This window comes from Streptomyces sp. PsTaAH-124, assembly GCF_000373685.1.
GTDB lineage: Bacteria > Actinomycetota > Actinomycetes > Streptomycetales > Streptomycetaceae > Streptomyces > Streptomyces andamanensis.
Window position 1 is genome coordinate 24080 of record NZ_KB892157.1, and the last position, 14418, is coordinate 38497.

The window sequence follows — 14418 nt, forward strand, 5'->3', positions numbered from 1 at the left end:
TCGCATGACACCCGAGCACCCCGTACCCGCCGTGCCCACGGCCACCTACCGGCTCCAGCTCCAGCCCGCGTTCCCGTTCGAGGCCGCCGCGGCGGCCGTGCCGTACCTGGCGTCGCTCGGCGTCTCGCACCTGCACCTCTCCCCCGTCCTGGAGGCCGTACCGGGCTCGCCGCACGGGTACGACGTGGTGGACCACTCGCGGGTGCGCGGCGAACTCGGCGGCGAGGAGGGACTGCGCGCGCTGGCGCGCACCGCGCGGGAGCACGGTCTCGGCCTGATCGTGGACCTCGTGCCGAACCACATGGCGATGGTCCCGCGCCACAACCCCGCCCTGTGGGACGTGCTGCGCGAGGGGCCCGCGTCCGCGTACGCCCGCTGGTTCGACATCGACTGGGAGGCCGGGGGCGGCAAGGTGCTGCTGCCGGTGCTCGGCGGCCCAGTCGGCGCGGAGGCCGCACAGCTGAAGGCGGACGGCGACGTGCTGCGCTACTACGACCACGCCTTCCCGCTGCGGGCGGGCACCGCGCACCTGCCGCTGCCGGAGCTGCTGGACGCGCAGTGGTACCGGCCGGTGTGGTGGCGGCTGGCCCGTACGGAGCTGAACTACCGGCGTTTCTTCAGCATCTCGGAGCTGATCGGGGTGCGGGTGGAGGACCCGGAGGTGTTCGCCGCGACCCACGGCAAGATCCTCCAACTGCTGCGCGAGGGCGTGGTCGACGGGCTGCGGATCGACCACCCCGACGGCCTCGCCGACCCCGACGGCTACCTCGCCCGGCTGCACCGGGCGAGCGGCGGCCGCTGGACGGTGGTGGAGAAGATCCTCTCCGCCGGTGAGCATCTGCCGCCCTCCTGGCCGGTCGCGGGCACCACCGGGTACGACGCCCTGCGGCACGTGGACGGGCTGTTCACCGATCCGGCCGGCGCGGACGAACTGCTGGACCACTACCGGAGCTTCGCCGCCCCGCGGACCGACCGCGGCGGCGACTGGGCGGCCACGGTCCGGCGGGCCGCGTACCAGGTGATCGGCCATGAGCTGGCCGCCGAGAGCGCGCGGCTGACCCGGACGGCGGACCGGGTGTGCTCGTCCGCGCCCGATCCGGCGCTGCGCGACCGCGCGCCGTGGGCGCTGCGCACCGCGCTCCGGGAGCTGCTGGTCCGCCTGGAGGTGTACCGGCCCTACGCCTCCGTGGACGCGGCCTCGGTGGTCACCGAGGAGGCCGCCGGACGGGCCCGGCTCGCCTTCGCCGTGCCCGAGGAGGCCGATGCCGTGGACGTGGTGCGCGACCTGGTGCTCGGCCGGGCGGGCGAGGGGGCGGGAGCGGCGGAGCTGCGGACCCGGTTCGCGCAGGCCGCCTCCGCGCTGCGCGCGAAGTCCGTGGAGGACACCGCGTACTACCGGTACGTGCCGCTGCTGTCGGCCAACGAGGTCGGCGGGGACCCGGGGCGCCCGGCCGTGCCGCCCGGGGACTTCCACGCGTACTGCGCGCGCGTGCAGCGCGACTGGCCGGGGACCGGGACGGTGGTCACCACCCACGACACCAAGCGCAGCGCGGACGTGCGGGCGGCCCTGTCGGTGCTGACCCAGTGCCCGGGGCGCTGGGCGGAGCTGCTGGCCGAGGTGACGGGCGAGGACGCGCTCGTGCCCGACGCTCAACTGGCGTGGGCGGCCTGGCAGGCGGTGTTCGGCCTGGGTCCCGCCGCCCCGGAGCGGGTGCGGGGCGCGCTGCTGAAGCATGTGCGCGAGGCGGGTCTGCACACGAGCTGGACGGAGCGCGAGGCGGCGTACGAGGAGGCGGTGGAGCGGTTCGTCGCCGAGGGGCCGTGCGGGGCGCCGGGCGCGCGGGTGAGCGCCTTCCGCGACGAGCTGGCGGCGCACATCCGGGCCAATGTGCTGGGCACGGCCCTGGTGCACCTGACGATGCCGGGCGTGCCCGATCTCTACCAGGGCACGGAGGCCGAGTACCGGGCGCTGGTCGACCCGGACAACCGGCGGCCCGTGGACCTGCCGCCCGCCGACGCGGGGGTCAAGGGCGCGCTGACGGCGGCGGCGCTGCGGCTGCGGGCGCGCCGGCCCGGGGTGTTCGGCGCCGCGGGGACGTACGAGCCGCTGCGCGCCGAGGGCCCGGCGGCGGAGCACTGCGCGGCCTTCACGCGCTCCGGTGAGGTGGTCACGGCCGTGACCCGGCTGTCGCTGCGCCTGGCGGAGGCGGGCGGCTGGCGCGGCACCCGGCTGCCGCTGCCGCCGGGCCGCTGGGCGGACGCCCTGGCTCCGGGGCGGCACTTCGAGGGGCACGCGCGCGTGGAGGAGCTGTTCGCGGCGCTGCCGGTGGCACTGCTGGAACGGGTCGGCGGACCGGTCGGCGAGGACTGAGCGCGGGGCGCCGGAAGGGGGTGCCCGGTCCGCCGTCGAGCATGCCCTTGACAGGCGTCACCGGCCGTGGGGTACTGCGGAATGCGAAACCGGACGGACGCGTACGGGGGTGAGTCCTCTGCCGGAGACGCGCTACCCCAGTGTGCCCGAACTGGTGGCCGGTGCCCGAGCGCTGGCCGCGCACCGGCCCGGCCTGTGCGCCCTGGACCGGGTCGGTCTCTCCCGGGCGGGCAGACCGCTGCACCTGCTGTCCGTGGGGCACGCCCGCCGGGCCGTGCTGGTGGTCGCGGGCGCGCACGCCAACGAGCCCGCGGGCGGTTCGGCGCTCCTGGCGCTGGCCCGGCGGGTGCGCGACGAGCGGGAGCTGCGGGCGGACACCTCCTGGCACTTCCTGCTCTGCGCCGACCCGGACGGGGCGAGCCTGCACGTGACCCCGGCGCCGCGCACGCTGCTCGACTACCACCTGGGCTTCTTCCGGCCGGCCGGGGCCGAGCAGCCGGAGTGGTCGCCGTCCGTGCTGCCGCCCGGCCGGCTGCCGCCCGAGACCCGGGCGCTGACCGGGGTGATCGACGCGCTGCGCCCCTATCTCCAGGTGACGCTGCACGGCACCGAGCTGGGCGGCAGCTGGGTGCAGCTCACCCGCGACGTGCCCGGTCTGGCGGAACCTTTCTGCAAGTCGGCGGCGGAGCTGCGCATCCCCATCGAGACGGGGGCCTGCGACGCGGCGGGCTGGCCCGTCTCCGGGCCCGGGGTACGGGTGATGCCGGCGCCCGGCGCGGCCCTGGCCTACCCGAGCATGCCCGACGACGCCCGGCACAGCACCTGGTACCACGCACACCGCCACGGCGGTCTGACGGCGGTCGTGGAGATCCCGATGTGGGCGAGCGACCTGGTCGACGACCCCGCACCGCACCCCGCGCCCGAGGCGGAGCTGCGGCGGCTGGCCGCCCGGCTGCTGCGGGACGCGCGGGCGGTGGAGGCGGTGCTCGCCGACGCGCTGCCCCGGCTGCGGGGCGCCGACGGGCCGCTGCTGCGCGCGGCCCGCTGGGGTCTCGGCGTGGTGCCGGGGCTGGCGGCGGACTGGACGGACGGCCCGCCCGCCGACACGAGCAGGGCGTACGTCGGCAGTGTGGACGCCTTCGGCCGGCGGCTGCCGCTGCGGGCCGCCGCGATGCTGCTGCGGGTGCTGCGCGCGGCCGACGACCGGGCGGCACCGGCGCTCGCCCGTCTCGTGGCGACCTGGAGCGTGGCCTTCGCGGACCGGTTCCGGGCCCGCTGGGTGCCGCTGGAGCACCAGGTCGAGCACCAGTCCCGCACGGTGCTGGAGACGGCCCGCCACGCCCGTGACGTGGCGGGCTGACGGTGGCGGCACGGGCATCCCGCCCCGCCACCGGTACGGGGGAACTGTCCCGCCGCGCGCCGCTCACGCGTCCAGCGCGAACACGTCCCCCGTCCGGGCCTTCATCTCGCACCCGTTGGCGAAGGTCTCCGTGTAGTCGACCGCGCGGCCCTGCCACTCGCCGCGCGCCCGCACGGTCACCGGCGCGTAGATCATCGAACAGAACGCTTCCTTGCGGGGGATGCCCCGGATGTCGCCGCGCGCCGAGCGCAGCTGTGCGCACGCCTCGGCCGCGTGGGCGTGGCCGTGCGGCGGGTCGCACAGCAGCAGGGTGCCGCGCGTGTCGCCGCCGCCGGAACGGGTGTCCCCGTGGGTGACGGTGACGTAGAGCCAGTCGCCCCGGTCGTGGTGCCGGGCCCACCCGGCCGCCTGGGCCGGGACCGCCGTGCCCGCGAGGAGGACCGCCGCGGCGGGCACTGCCCGGCGCAGCCACCGGGTCGTCGCCTTGCTGATGAAGTGGGTCATGGCGGGTGTATCGGCACCCTGGCGCGCCGCCCCCAGCCCGGCTCACCCGAACGGGAGCGCCCCCGCCCGGCGCGCGGGCCGCGTCAGTGCGCCGACAGCCGGTAGGACACCTGCCCGAAGCCGACCTGGTCGCCCTCGCGGACGACGGCCGCGCCGGTCACCCGCCGCCCGTTGACGGTGGTCCCGTTGGTCGAGCCGAGGTCGCGCAGGACCCACAGGCCGCTCTGGTGGCGCAGCTCGGCGTGGGTGCGCGAGACCGTCTCGTGGTTGAGCCGCAGCCCGCTCGCCGGGTCGCGCCCGATGCGCAGCGGATGTCCGCTGTCCGCGTGCGGCAGCAGCAGCTTGGGCAGCCGCTCGGACTGCCAGGCCCGGCGCAGCCGCACGGTGAAGCCGGAGACGGCCCCGACGGCGCCGAACAGCGCGCGCGAGAGCCGCCCCTCGGTGGACAGATCCGAGGTGAGCACGGCGAGTTCGTCCGGGCGGCGGGCGGCCAGCGCCCGTTCCATGCGGTGCGCGAACGTGTCGTACGACAGCCGTCCGGCCGCGACGCCGTCGCGCAGGACCTCCAGCGCCCGGTCGCGCTCCGCGTCGGACACCCGCGCGGGGTGGGTGGGGAACTCGAAGGACGACGTCACGCTGGTGATTGTCGGACAACCGGCCCGGGGTGTCCAGAAAACGGGAACGGCGCCGCGGTGTGCCGAGTTGACGACATCTCCCGCGAAAGGGTGGAACCGAAAGCGGATTGATCGTCTTTGCAGGACCATGGGGACGCCAACACGGTGAAGCAGACGAAGGGGAACCGTCCGTGCATTTCGAGGTGTGGGCACCGCAGGCCGGCCGGGTGACGCTCCGGTGCGACGGCGCCACGCGCGCGCTGGAGCCCGATCCGGAGCGTCCTGGCTGGTGGAGCGGCGAGGCCGAGGCGCGGGACGGCTCGCGCTACGGCTTCGCCCTGGACGACGGCCCGGTGCTGCCCGATCCGCGCTCGCGGCGGCAGCCGGACGGACCGGACGGCCTGAGCGCCGTCGTCGACCAGGGCCGCCACACCTGGCGCAGCGACGGCTGGGCCGGACGCCCGCTGCCCGGGGCCGTGCTCTACGAGCTGCACCTCGGCACGTACACCCCCGAGGGCACCTTCGACGCCGCCGCGGGCCGCCTGGAGCACCTGGTGCAACTGGGCGTCACACACGTGGAGTTGATGCCGGTCTGCCCGTTCCCCGGGCGGCACGGCTGGGGGTACGACGGGGTGTCGCTGTGGGCGGTGCACGAGCCGTACGGCGGCCCCGAGGGGCTGAAGCGCTTCGTCGACCGGGCGCACGAGCTGGGCCTCGGCGTGGTCCTGGACGTGGTGCACAACCACCTGGGCCCGTCCGGCAACCACCTGCCGGAGTTCGGGCCGTACTTCACCGACACCCACCACACGCCCTGGGGCTCGGCCGTCAACCTGGACGCGCCCGGCTCCGACGAGGTGCGCGACTACCTCCTGGGCAGCGCCCTGGCCTGGCTGCGCGACTACCGGCTGGACGGACTGCGCCTGGACGCGGTGCACGCGCTCGTGGACACCCGCGCCCGGCACTTCCTGGAGGAGCTGTCCGCGGCCGTGGACGCGCTCGCGGCGGACCTGGGCCGGCCGCTGTTCCTCATCGGCGAGTCGGACCTGAACGACCCGCGGCTGATCACCCCGCGCGCGGAGCACGGCCTCGGGCTGCACGCCCAGTGGAGCGACGACTTCCACCACGCGGTGCACACCGCCGTCACCGGCGAGTCGCAGGCGTACTACGCCGACTTCGCGCGGGCCCCGCTCGCCGCGCTCGCCAAGACGCTCACCGGCGGCTACTTCCACGACGGGACGTACTCCAGCTTCCGGGGCCGCCACCACGGCCGCCCGCTGGACCGCACCCGCACCGCCGGGCACCGGCTGCTCGGCTACAGCCAGACCCACGACCAGATCGGCAACCGGGCCCGGGGCGACCGGCTGTCGGGGCTGCTGGCGGACGCCCCCGGACTGCTGGCGTGCGCGGCGACGCTGACGCTGACCGCGCCGTTCACGCCGATGCTCTTCATGGGCGAGGAGTGGGCGGCGGGCACACCGTGGCAGTACTTCACCGACCACACCGACCCGGAGCTGGCCGAGGCGGTGCGCCAGGGGCGGCGGCGGGAGTTCGGGGCGCACGGCTGGGCGGCGCAGGACGTGCCCGACCCGCAGGACCCGGCGACCCGGGACCGCTCCTGCCTCGACTGGTCGGAGCCCGGACGCGCGCCGCACGCGCGCGTGCTGGACTGGTACCGGCGGCTGATCGCGCTGCGCCGCGCTCTGCCCGACCTGACCGATCCGGACCTCGCCGCCACCCGGGTCGCCCACGACGAGGAGGCCGGCTGGCTGGCGTTGCGGCGCGGGGACGTACGGGTGGCCGTCAACCTGGGCAGTACGACGGCGGCGATCCCGCTGGGCACCCGCCCGGCCCGGGTGCTCGCCGCCTGGGAGCCGGTCGAGGCGCCCGACGGGACGGGACTGCTGCGGCTGCCCGGCCACTCCTGCGTGGTGCTGGCGCAGAGCTGAGCGCGGACCGCCCCACGCGGCTACGGCCGCCCGCCCCCGCCGTCCGCCGGATCCCCGCCGCCGTCCTGCTTGCCGTCCCGCCCGTCGTCCCGCTCGCCTTCCCGTTCGTCGTCCTGCTCGCCGTCCTCGCGGAACTCGGTGACCCGCTCCAGCAGGATCGCCTCCCAGGAGTGGCGCAGCTGGACGCGCAGCAGCGGCAGCGGGCTCTCGTCGCGGTCCGCCAGGCGGTCGGCGAGGCGGATCAGCGTGTCGCAGCGGGCCAGCCACAGGCCGCGCAGACAAGGGCGGGCGCCGTAGCCCGCGAGGGTGGCCGCGCGCACGGCGGCCGGTGACCCCACGGCCAGCGCGAGCCCGGCGATGTCCTCGGCCGGGTCGCCGACCACCGCGTCGGTCCAGTCCAGGACACCGCGGACCCGGCCGTCCGGGGAGAGCACCAGGTGCTCGCCCTTGAGGTCGTGGTGGACGAGGACGGCGGCGTGGGACTGGGCGGCCAGCTGGGCAGCGGCGGGCGCGGCGAGCTGGGCCATCCGCGCGGGTTCGAACTCGTCGGCGGCGCCGAGGGCCTCGGCGGCGTGCACGGCCATCCGGCGCAGCGCCTCCAGGGAGCGGGGCGCGGTGCGCGGGACGCCGAGCGTCCCGGCCTGCCGCACGGGCACCGCGCGCAGCCCGGCCAGCAGCCCGGCCAGGTCGTCCTCGCCGAGCGCGGAGACGTCCAGCTCGTCGGCCGTGCCGCCGGTGATCCGGGTGTCCAGGGTGTACGCCAGTCCGGGCGCCCACTCGCCGTGCGCGGCGCTCGCGGGGACGGCCACCGGCAGGTGCGGGCGGGCCAGGTCGCGCAGGCGCAGTTCGCGGCGCAGCCGCGCCGAGGCGTCGCGGTCGGGGGCCAGCCGCAGCACATGGCGGGTGCCGACCCACCAGGTGGAGTGCTCGCCGCCCGTGGTGACCGGCCGTACCTCGGGCACCCCGGCGGGGGCGTAGCCGTCGCGCGGGGCGTCGGGGAGCAGGGTGCGGACCAGTCTGCGGACGCTGTCCGCCGTGGGTGTCGGTGCCTGGGTCATCGTCGCGCCGTGTCGTCGGGTCGGATGGGGTCGGCCGGCGGATCAGTCCACCAGGACCAGCTCCCGGGTGGTGTCGTTGAGACGGCGGCCGCCGTCCTCGGTGACCGTCACGATGTCCTCGATCCGGACCCCGAAGCGGCCGGGCAGATAGATGCCGGGCTCCACGGAGAAGCACATGCCGGGCACGAGGGGCTGCTCCTCCCCCTCGATCATGTACGGCGGCTCGTGGGTGGTGACGCCGATGCCGTGGCCGGTGCGGTGGATGAAGTACTCGCCGTAGCCCGCGTCGGCGATGACCGCGCGGGCGGCCCGGTCCACGTCCTGGCAGGCCGCGCCCGGCCGTACGGCGGCGAAGCCCGCCTCCTGGGCCTCGCGCACGACGTCGTGCACCCGGCGCTCCTCGTCGGTGGGCTCGCCCACGTGCACGGTGCGGGTGGTGTCGGAGCCGTAGCCGTCCTTGAGACCGCCGAAGTCGAGGACGACCATGTCGCCGTGTTCGATGACCCGGTCCCCCACCTCGTGGTGCGGGTCGGCGCCGTTGGGCCCGGAGCCGACGATGGTGAAGTCGACCTGGGAGTGGCCGAAGCGCCGCAGCAGATCGGCGAGGTCGGCGCCGACCTCGCGCTCGCGGCGCCCGGCGAAGCGTACGTGCCGGATCTCCTCGAACGTGCGGTCGGCGGCGGCGCCCGCGGCGGCGAGCAGGTCGAGCTCGGCCGGGTCCTTCACGGCGCGGAGCATCGGCAGGGCCTCGGTGAGGGCGGCGTAGGAGGTGCCGGGCAGGGTCTGCTGGAGGCCGAGCAGGTGCAGGGCCCAGGCGTTGTCGCTGACGCCGAAGCGGCCGCGGTCGTCGAGGAGGGCGGCGGTGAGGGCGTAGGGGTCCTTGCCGTCGGTCCAGTCCCGCAGGGTCAGCGCGGGGGCGCCGGTGGCCTGGGCGGCGTCCGGGGCCTCCAGGGTGGGCACGACGAGGACGGGGTCGCGGCCGGGGACCAGGACCAGCAGGGTGAGCCGTTCGGTGGCGGCGGGCGGCGCGTAGCCGGTGAGCCACACCAGGTCGGGTCCCGGGGCGACGAGCAGTCCGGCAAGCCCCGCGTCCGCCGCCGCGCGCTCGGCGCGCGCCATCCGGGCCCGGTAGTCGTCGGCGGTGAAGGGCGCGGGCGCGGTGCCGGTCATCCGGGCCTCCGTGTGCGGCTGAAGGGGCGGGTGGGACGAACAGTCGAGCGGCGGGCAGGGCCCACGGGCAGTATCCTGCCCGCGCGGAGTGGGCGGCGCGAGCCGGTCGGTCCGCCGTCCGCTCCCTCCTCCATCCTCGCTGCCCGGGTGTCCGCACGACCACCGCTTTCCCGGATTCGATCTCACGGCCGGGGCTCGCACGGCCATGAGCGCTGATGGCGTGATCACCGGCAGCCACGAGGACGCCCTGGAGGACGCCCTGACGGAAGGCCGGCCAGAAGACCTGCCGGGACGGCCTGACGCGACGATCTGGACGGCGGCCGTCGATCCGGCGACGGGGGCGGCCGTACCCGTCGTCGCGTACGGCGTGGTCAGGTGACGACGCCCGGGGTGACGTCCAGCTGCTGGTAGCCCCCGCCGCGGTGGCGCACGGTCAGCACCACCGAGCGGCCGGGGTCGGCCTTGGCCACCGCGCGCGCCAGGTCGGCCGCCGAGTCGATCCGCGTCCGGTCGAACACGAGCAGCACATCGCCGCGGACCAGCCCGGCCGAGTAGCCGGGGCCCGGCACATGGACGCCGACGACCCGCGCCCCGGGCTTCCCGTCGTCCACCGCCTCCACGCCGAGGGTCGGTCCCCCCGGAACCGGCGCCGACCGTACCGCCGCGGCGCCCTCCGGGCCGGACCCGGCCCCTGGCCCGGCCCCGGACGCCGGTACCGACGGGGCCGCCGCAGGACCCGCGAGGCCCGCGTGCCGCTGCGCCTCGGCCAGCCTGCTCGCACCGATCACCGTGGCGCCCACCGCGCCCAGCCCCACCCCGGCCAGCAGCAGCACCAGCCCGGCGCACAGGCCGCACAGCGCCCCCGCGAACCGGCGGCCGGGCCGCCGCTCGCCGGTGCCGGACGGGCTCCGCTCACGCGAGGAGCCGCCCGCGGGCTCGGCACCGGGCAGGGGCTTGGGACGCAACGCAGTCTGTTCCATTCGTTCTCCTCCGGCTGGTGCCTACCCGGCGGGCGGGCCCGCCACGAGCCACGAAAGAGTGAGAACGCGGGCGCCTGCTACGTTCGGCCGTATGAGCGATCACCTCCTGCGGCTGCTGCGGGACAGCCCGCGCCTGGCCGAACTGGCTGCCTTTCCCTTCGAGTTCGACCTCGCGGGCGCCGAACACGTCGAGGAGGTACGGCTCGCCGACGGCGGACCGCTCGAACCGGTCGCGGGCGACGGCTCGGGCGGCACGTACTTCGTGTGCGGCGACGGCTCCGTGCTCTACGCCGACTCCGAGGGTTCGGCCGGGATCATCGGCCCCGACGTGGACACGGCGCTCGAAGTCCTCGTCGGGCTGCCCGGCTGGCAGGACCTCCTGGACCTGACTCCGGCGGACGGCGCCGAGGTGATTCTCGCCCGGGTCGCCGAGACCGAGGACGAACGGCGTGAGGACCACGGCATCGACGAGGAGCGGGCCGCCCTGCGCTCCGCGCTCGGACTGCCCGAGCGCTCCCCCGTGGAACTCGTCGCTCTGCTGCACGAGGCGCTGCTGCGCACCGAGCCCGGATTCCTGCTGCTCAACGCCGAGGAGGGGTGTGCCTACCAGCTGCTGGACCCGCTGCCCCGGCCGACGCTGCGCGAGGTGGTCCTCGCCCACGCCCCGGACACCGGCGCCCTCGTCACGGCCGGTCCGGAGGAGGACGGCGCGTCGCTGTTCACCTGGGCCGGGCACGCCCTGGACCTGGGGCTGACGGAGCACGCGCGGGCCGCCCTGATCCGCGCGCTCGACGAGATCGTCATGAACCGGGGCGCGCTGCGCCGGCCCGGCGCGCCCGGCGAACTCGGCCTCTCGTCCCTGGTCCGGCTGGCCGAGGCGTTCGACCGCCTCGGCGACCACACCCAGGCCCTGCGCGCCCGGCAGTTGCACACGGCCCTGGACCGCCCCGCCGTCACCACGGCCGCAGGCACCACGGCCACAGGCACCGGGCGGCGCTGAACCGGGCTCGGTTGGGCGCCGGTTCAGCTCGGCCCGGCTCCTGTTCAGCCGACGGGCAGCGCACGGGCCGGGGCCGGCAGCGCGGGGACCGGCGGGTGGTCCGGGAGGAAGCCGTGGGCGCGGCGGCCCAGCCACTCGGCTTTGTAGCGGTTGACGCTGCGGTGCCAGTTGAGGATGCCCGCCAGCCAGTTGCGCAGGTCGGCCACATAGCCCTCCATGGTCGCCCGCGCCTCGTCCGACAGCGCGAAGTCGTCGCAGACGACCGGCAGTTCGTGTGCCACGACATGTTCGAACTGGCGCATCCGCTGGGTCATCAGGTCGTGCACCACGGTGAGCGCCGCGGGGTAGTCGATGCCGAAGAAGTGCTGCACGACGAGGATCCCGTTGTGGATCTCGCCCTCGTACTCGATCTCCTTCTGGTAGGAGAAGACGTCGTTGAGCAGGCAGGCGTAGTCCATGGCGGCGTTCTCCAGGGACCGGACCGGGCCGCTGCGGTAGACCTCGGGCGGGATCGACGGGCCGTGTCCCAGCCGGCACAGGCTCAGGGTGAGGTCGGAGCCGAAGGTGGCGCGCCGCATCTCCAGGTAGTCGACGGGGTCGGGCACCCGGTTCTGCGCCTGGTTGGCCAGCTCCCACACCCAGCTCTCGGTCATCGAGTCGACGGACTGTTTGAAGGTGCGCCGCTGGTCGGGGGTCATCTCGGCGGTGGTCCGCGCCCACAGGTCGGCCAGGCCCCGTTCCATGGCGTTGCCGGGGACGGTGGCCTCCTCGCCGTCGACCGGCATGCAGGCCGACAGCCGGGCGGTGGTCAGCCGGGCGGCGGCGAGGTCGCGGCGGTGGCCGTAGACCAGCGGGTAGTAGTCGTCGCCGTAGGTGCCCCAGGCGAGCCACTGCGCGCTGAGGTCCAGGGCCTCGGGTGTCGCGTCCGGGTCGAGTCCGGCCGAGCACAGCGCCAGGTCGTAGGCGTCGAGCTTGTCCTCGTCCCAGACGCCCTCGGCGAGGATCCCCATGCGGTGGCACCAGTCGGCGAGCCGCGGCCGGGAGCGGTCCAGATGCGGGCACAGCTCCAGCCGGAAGGGCATGTAGAGGTCGGGGATGCGCGAGGGGCCGACCTTCTCGTACGGGACGTGGCTGTGGGCGCGCAGCCGTTCGGCGGCGGCCACGGCGAGCAGCGCGGCCACGTCGACGCCCGAGGTGCCGGGCCCGGTCGGGGCCTGCCAGGGGCTGGCGGGGCGCGCGCGTTCGTTCATGTACCGGCTGGAGCGGGTGTGCCATTCGTGGCCGCCGGACTGCCAGTCCTGGAGCCCCTTGGTGTACGCCGCCACCGCCGCGACCTGGCCGGGGGTGAGGCCCTTCTCCACGGCCAGGGCGGGCACTTCGGTGAGCGCGGTGTGCTCGAACTGGTGCAGCCGCGAGGTGAGGACGTCGTTGACGGTGTCGGCGGCCTCCTGGGTGGTGCAGCCGAAGAAGGTCTCCAGGACGAGCACGCCGTTGCTCAGCTCGCCCTCGTCCTCGACCTCCCGCTGGTAGGAGAAGAGGTCGTTGCGCAGGTGCACGGCGTCGGAGAAGGTCTCCATCAGCACCCGCAGCGGCCTGGACCCGGCGACGACGGCGGGCACTTCGGCGGTGGCGTACTCCACGAGGCCGGCCGACCAGGGCGCGCCGCCGACCTTGCGGCGCATCTCGATGTACTCGACGGGGTTGGCGACCCGCCCCTCGTTGATGTTGGACAGCTCCCACAGGGACTCGTTCAGCAGGTGCTCGGTGGCCACCGCGAACCGGCGGCGCCAGTCGGCCGACATCGCGGGGACCGTACGCGCCCACAGGTCGGCCAGGCCCGCCTCCACCGGGTTCTGCGGCTCGGGGACCTCTGCTGTGTCGTCCAGGGGCATGAACAGGGGCATCCGGTCCAGGTACGCCTTGCCGCCGGTCCGGTCCTGGCTGCGCTTGAAGGTCTCCAGGAAGTGGTCGTCGAAGAAGAACACCCACACGTACCAGTCGGTGATGAGGGAGAGGGCGGGTCCGTCGCAGTCGGGATGGGTGTAGGCGCAGAGCAGTCCGTAGTCGTGCGCGTCGAGGTCGGACTGCTCCCAGATCCCGGAGCCCTCCAGCATGCCCATGTCGCGGGCCCAGCGCGTCGAATGGGCGCGTGCCTCGCCCAGGTGCGGGTTCAGCCGCGCCGGGTGGGGCATGTAGAAGTGCGGGAGTTCGAAGGGCTGCTGCGTCATGGCCGGGCCCTACCCGGGACGCTCCGCGACCATCCTCCGCCACCCATTCGATCACACCATCGCGTGAATCACCGCCGAACACCCCTCCCCCGGAGGCCGGTTCGGGCAGGCGGCCCCGGCGGCCCGGCCGCCCCGGCTCAGCCGGGCTCGATGTCGCGCTCCAGCTGCACCGCCAGGCTCAGATAGCGCGGCCGCCGGGGCACGGGCACCAGCCCGCGGATCAGCAGGTGCCACATCTCGGCGGTCCGGCGCGGCAGCCGGGCCACCGGCTCCAGCGGGCGGCCGGTGACACGGGTGCCGACGAAGAAGGAGACCAGGGAGCGCGCCGCGGCCTGGACGTCCACGTCGGGATGGATGTCGGCCTCCTTGACCGCGCCCAGCAGCCGGTGCGTGGCGATCTCCAGCCACTCGGTGAAGGGGTGGCGCAGCGGCGCGCGCACCTCCACCCCGCCGGTGGCGAGCCGCAGTCCGGCGCGGGCGATCGGGCCCTCCACGGAGAGCCGGGTGAACGCGAAGGTGATGCGCATCAGCGCTTCCAGGGACGAGCAGTTCCGCCCCTCGACCTCTCCGGTCACCTGACGCAGGGCCGCGGCCTGCAACTCCATGATGGCGTGGGCCAGATCGTCCTTGGCCGCGAAGTGGAAGTACAGGGCACCCTTGGTGACCTGCGCGTGTTCGACGATGTCGCTGAGGCTCGTCCGTTCGTAGCCGTTCCGGTCGAACAGGTCGGCAGCCGCCGTGATGATCGTCGAGCGCGTCTGCTCGGCCCGTAACTGCCTCGCCATGGCCAGAACACTCCAGGGATGTAACGAACGGGGCATGCTGTTTGTTTCTCGTTCGAGCCTACGATAGCCCACTCGCCCGACCCGTCACCAGGCGAACGGCAGTCCTGTTTACCCCGAATAATCAGCGGAAAAGCCCTCAAAGTAGGGCGAAAGTAGACTCGATAAAAACAGGGCGCGCGGTTTTATTTTGATCAACGTGGGCGCGACACGGGGGCCACACGTCGACATCGGGGCGCGCGCACGTCGGTCCGCCGCGTGAGGGCGGCACTCGACGGTGCCCGGGAAGAGGTCCACCGCCGCACTCCACGCCTCGCCATGGACGCGATCGTAGCGGCGGTGGCCGGGCCCCTCGCGGACCGGTCCCGGCCTCCCGGACGGCGGGCGGAACTTATCCGGTGCCCC

At 75.0% G+C, this 14418-nt stretch carries 12 protein-coding genes; 5 read left to right on the forward strand and 7 right to left on the reverse strand.

Translation table 11 applies throughout. From position 1 onward, the window contains the following. Positions 1 to 4: 4 nt before the first annotated feature. Together treY and B086_RS0100120 are read left to right on the forward strand one after the other, a co-directional pair. Complete coding sequence (gene treY, locus B086_RS0100115) at positions 5 to 2371, forward strand: malto-oligosyltrehalose synthase (RefSeq protein WP_018564379.1); 2367 nt, start codon at positions 5 to 7, stop codon at positions 2369 to 2371. 109 nt (positions 2372 to 2480) lie between these two features. Further along, positions 2481 to 3731 (forward strand): M14 family zinc carboxypeptidase, encoded by a 1251-nt coding sequence (locus tag B086_RS0100120; protein ID WP_026251960.1) that lies wholly within the window; start codon positions 2481 to 2483, stop codon positions 3729 to 3731. Positions 3732 to 3794: 63 nt separating this feature from the next. On the opposite strand, the gene B086_RS0100125 is transcribed toward B086_RS0100120, so the two are convergent. Beyond that, positions 3795 to 4235: an SSI family serine proteinase inhibitor gene (locus B086_RS0100125; RefSeq protein ID WP_018564381.1), complete on the reverse strand. Its 441-nt coding sequence runs from the start codon at positions 4233 to 4235 to the stop codon at positions 3795 to 3797. 83 nt (positions 4236 to 4318) lie between these two features. After that, positions 4319 to 4870: a DUF1707 and FHA domain-containing protein gene (locus B086_RS0100130; RefSeq protein ID WP_018564382.1), complete on the reverse strand. Its 552-nt coding sequence runs from the start codon at positions 4868 to 4870 to the stop codon at positions 4319 to 4321. A 170-nt stretch (positions 4871 to 5040) separates the two neighbouring features. On the opposite strand from B086_RS0100130, the gene treZ reads away from it, so the two are divergent. Further along, complete coding sequence (gene treZ / locus B086_RS0100135; RefSeq protein WP_018564383.1) at positions 5041 to 6795, forward strand: malto-oligosyltrehalose trehalohydrolase; 1755 nt, start codon at positions 5041 to 5043, stop codon at positions 6793 to 6795. Positions 6796 to 6815: 20 nt separating this feature from the next. On the opposite strand, the gene B086_RS0100140 is transcribed toward treZ, so the two are convergent. Then, positions 6816 to 7853, reverse strand: coding sequence for an aminoglycoside phosphotransferase family protein (locus tag B086_RS0100140; protein ID WP_018564384.1), 1038 nt, complete (start codon positions 7851 to 7853; stop codon positions 6816 to 6818). Between the two features lie 42 nt (positions 7854 to 7895). After that, positions 7896 to 9023 (reverse strand): aminopeptidase P family protein, encoded by a 1128-nt coding sequence (locus B086_RS0100145; RefSeq protein WP_018564385.1) that lies wholly within the window; start codon positions 9021 to 9023, stop codon positions 7896 to 7898. Between the two features lie 205 nt (positions 9024 to 9228). Between B086_RS0100145 and B086_RS44420 the strand changes: the two genes are divergently transcribed. Beyond that, complete coding sequence (locus B086_RS44420; protein ID WP_158690337.1) at positions 9229 to 9402, forward strand: hypothetical protein; 174 nt, start codon at positions 9229 to 9231, stop codon at positions 9400 to 9402. Here B086_RS44420 and B086_RS0100155 read toward each other — a convergent pair. Next, positions 9395 to 10003 carry a PDZ domain-containing protein gene (locus B086_RS0100155; RefSeq protein ID WP_018564387.1) on the reverse strand — a complete coding sequence of 203 codons (609 nt, stop codon included), beginning with the start codon at positions 10001 to 10003 and terminating at the stop codon, positions 9395 to 9397. The two genes, B086_RS44420 and B086_RS0100155, sit on opposite strands and share 8 nt — an antisense overlap. A gap of 91 nt (positions 10004 to 10094) precedes the next feature. Between B086_RS0100155 and B086_RS38775 the strand changes: the two genes are divergently transcribed. Beyond that, entirely contained in the window at positions 10095 to 11003 is a 909-nt protein-coding gene (locus B086_RS38775) for a hypothetical protein (protein WP_018564388.1), read from the forward strand. A 44-nt stretch (positions 11004 to 11047) separates the two neighbouring features. Here the strand turns inward: B086_RS38775 and cyc2 are convergent, their stop codons facing one another. Together cyc2 and B086_RS0100170 are read right to left on the reverse strand one after the other, a co-directional pair. Next, positions 11048 to 13231 carry a germacradienol/geosmin synthase Cyc2 gene (gene cyc2, locus B086_RS0100165; protein ID WP_018564389.1) on the reverse strand — a complete coding sequence of 728 codons (2184 nt, stop codon included), beginning with the start codon at positions 13229 to 13231 and terminating at the stop codon, positions 11048 to 11050. Positions 13232 to 13368: 137 nt separating this feature from the next. Continuing rightward, on the reverse strand, positions 13369 to 14016 hold the full coding sequence (locus tag B086_RS0100170; protein ID WP_018564390.1) for a ScbR family autoregulator-binding transcription factor: 648 nt from the start codon (positions 14014 to 14016) through the stop codon (positions 13369 to 13371). Positions 14017 to 14418: the final 402 nt, after the last annotated feature.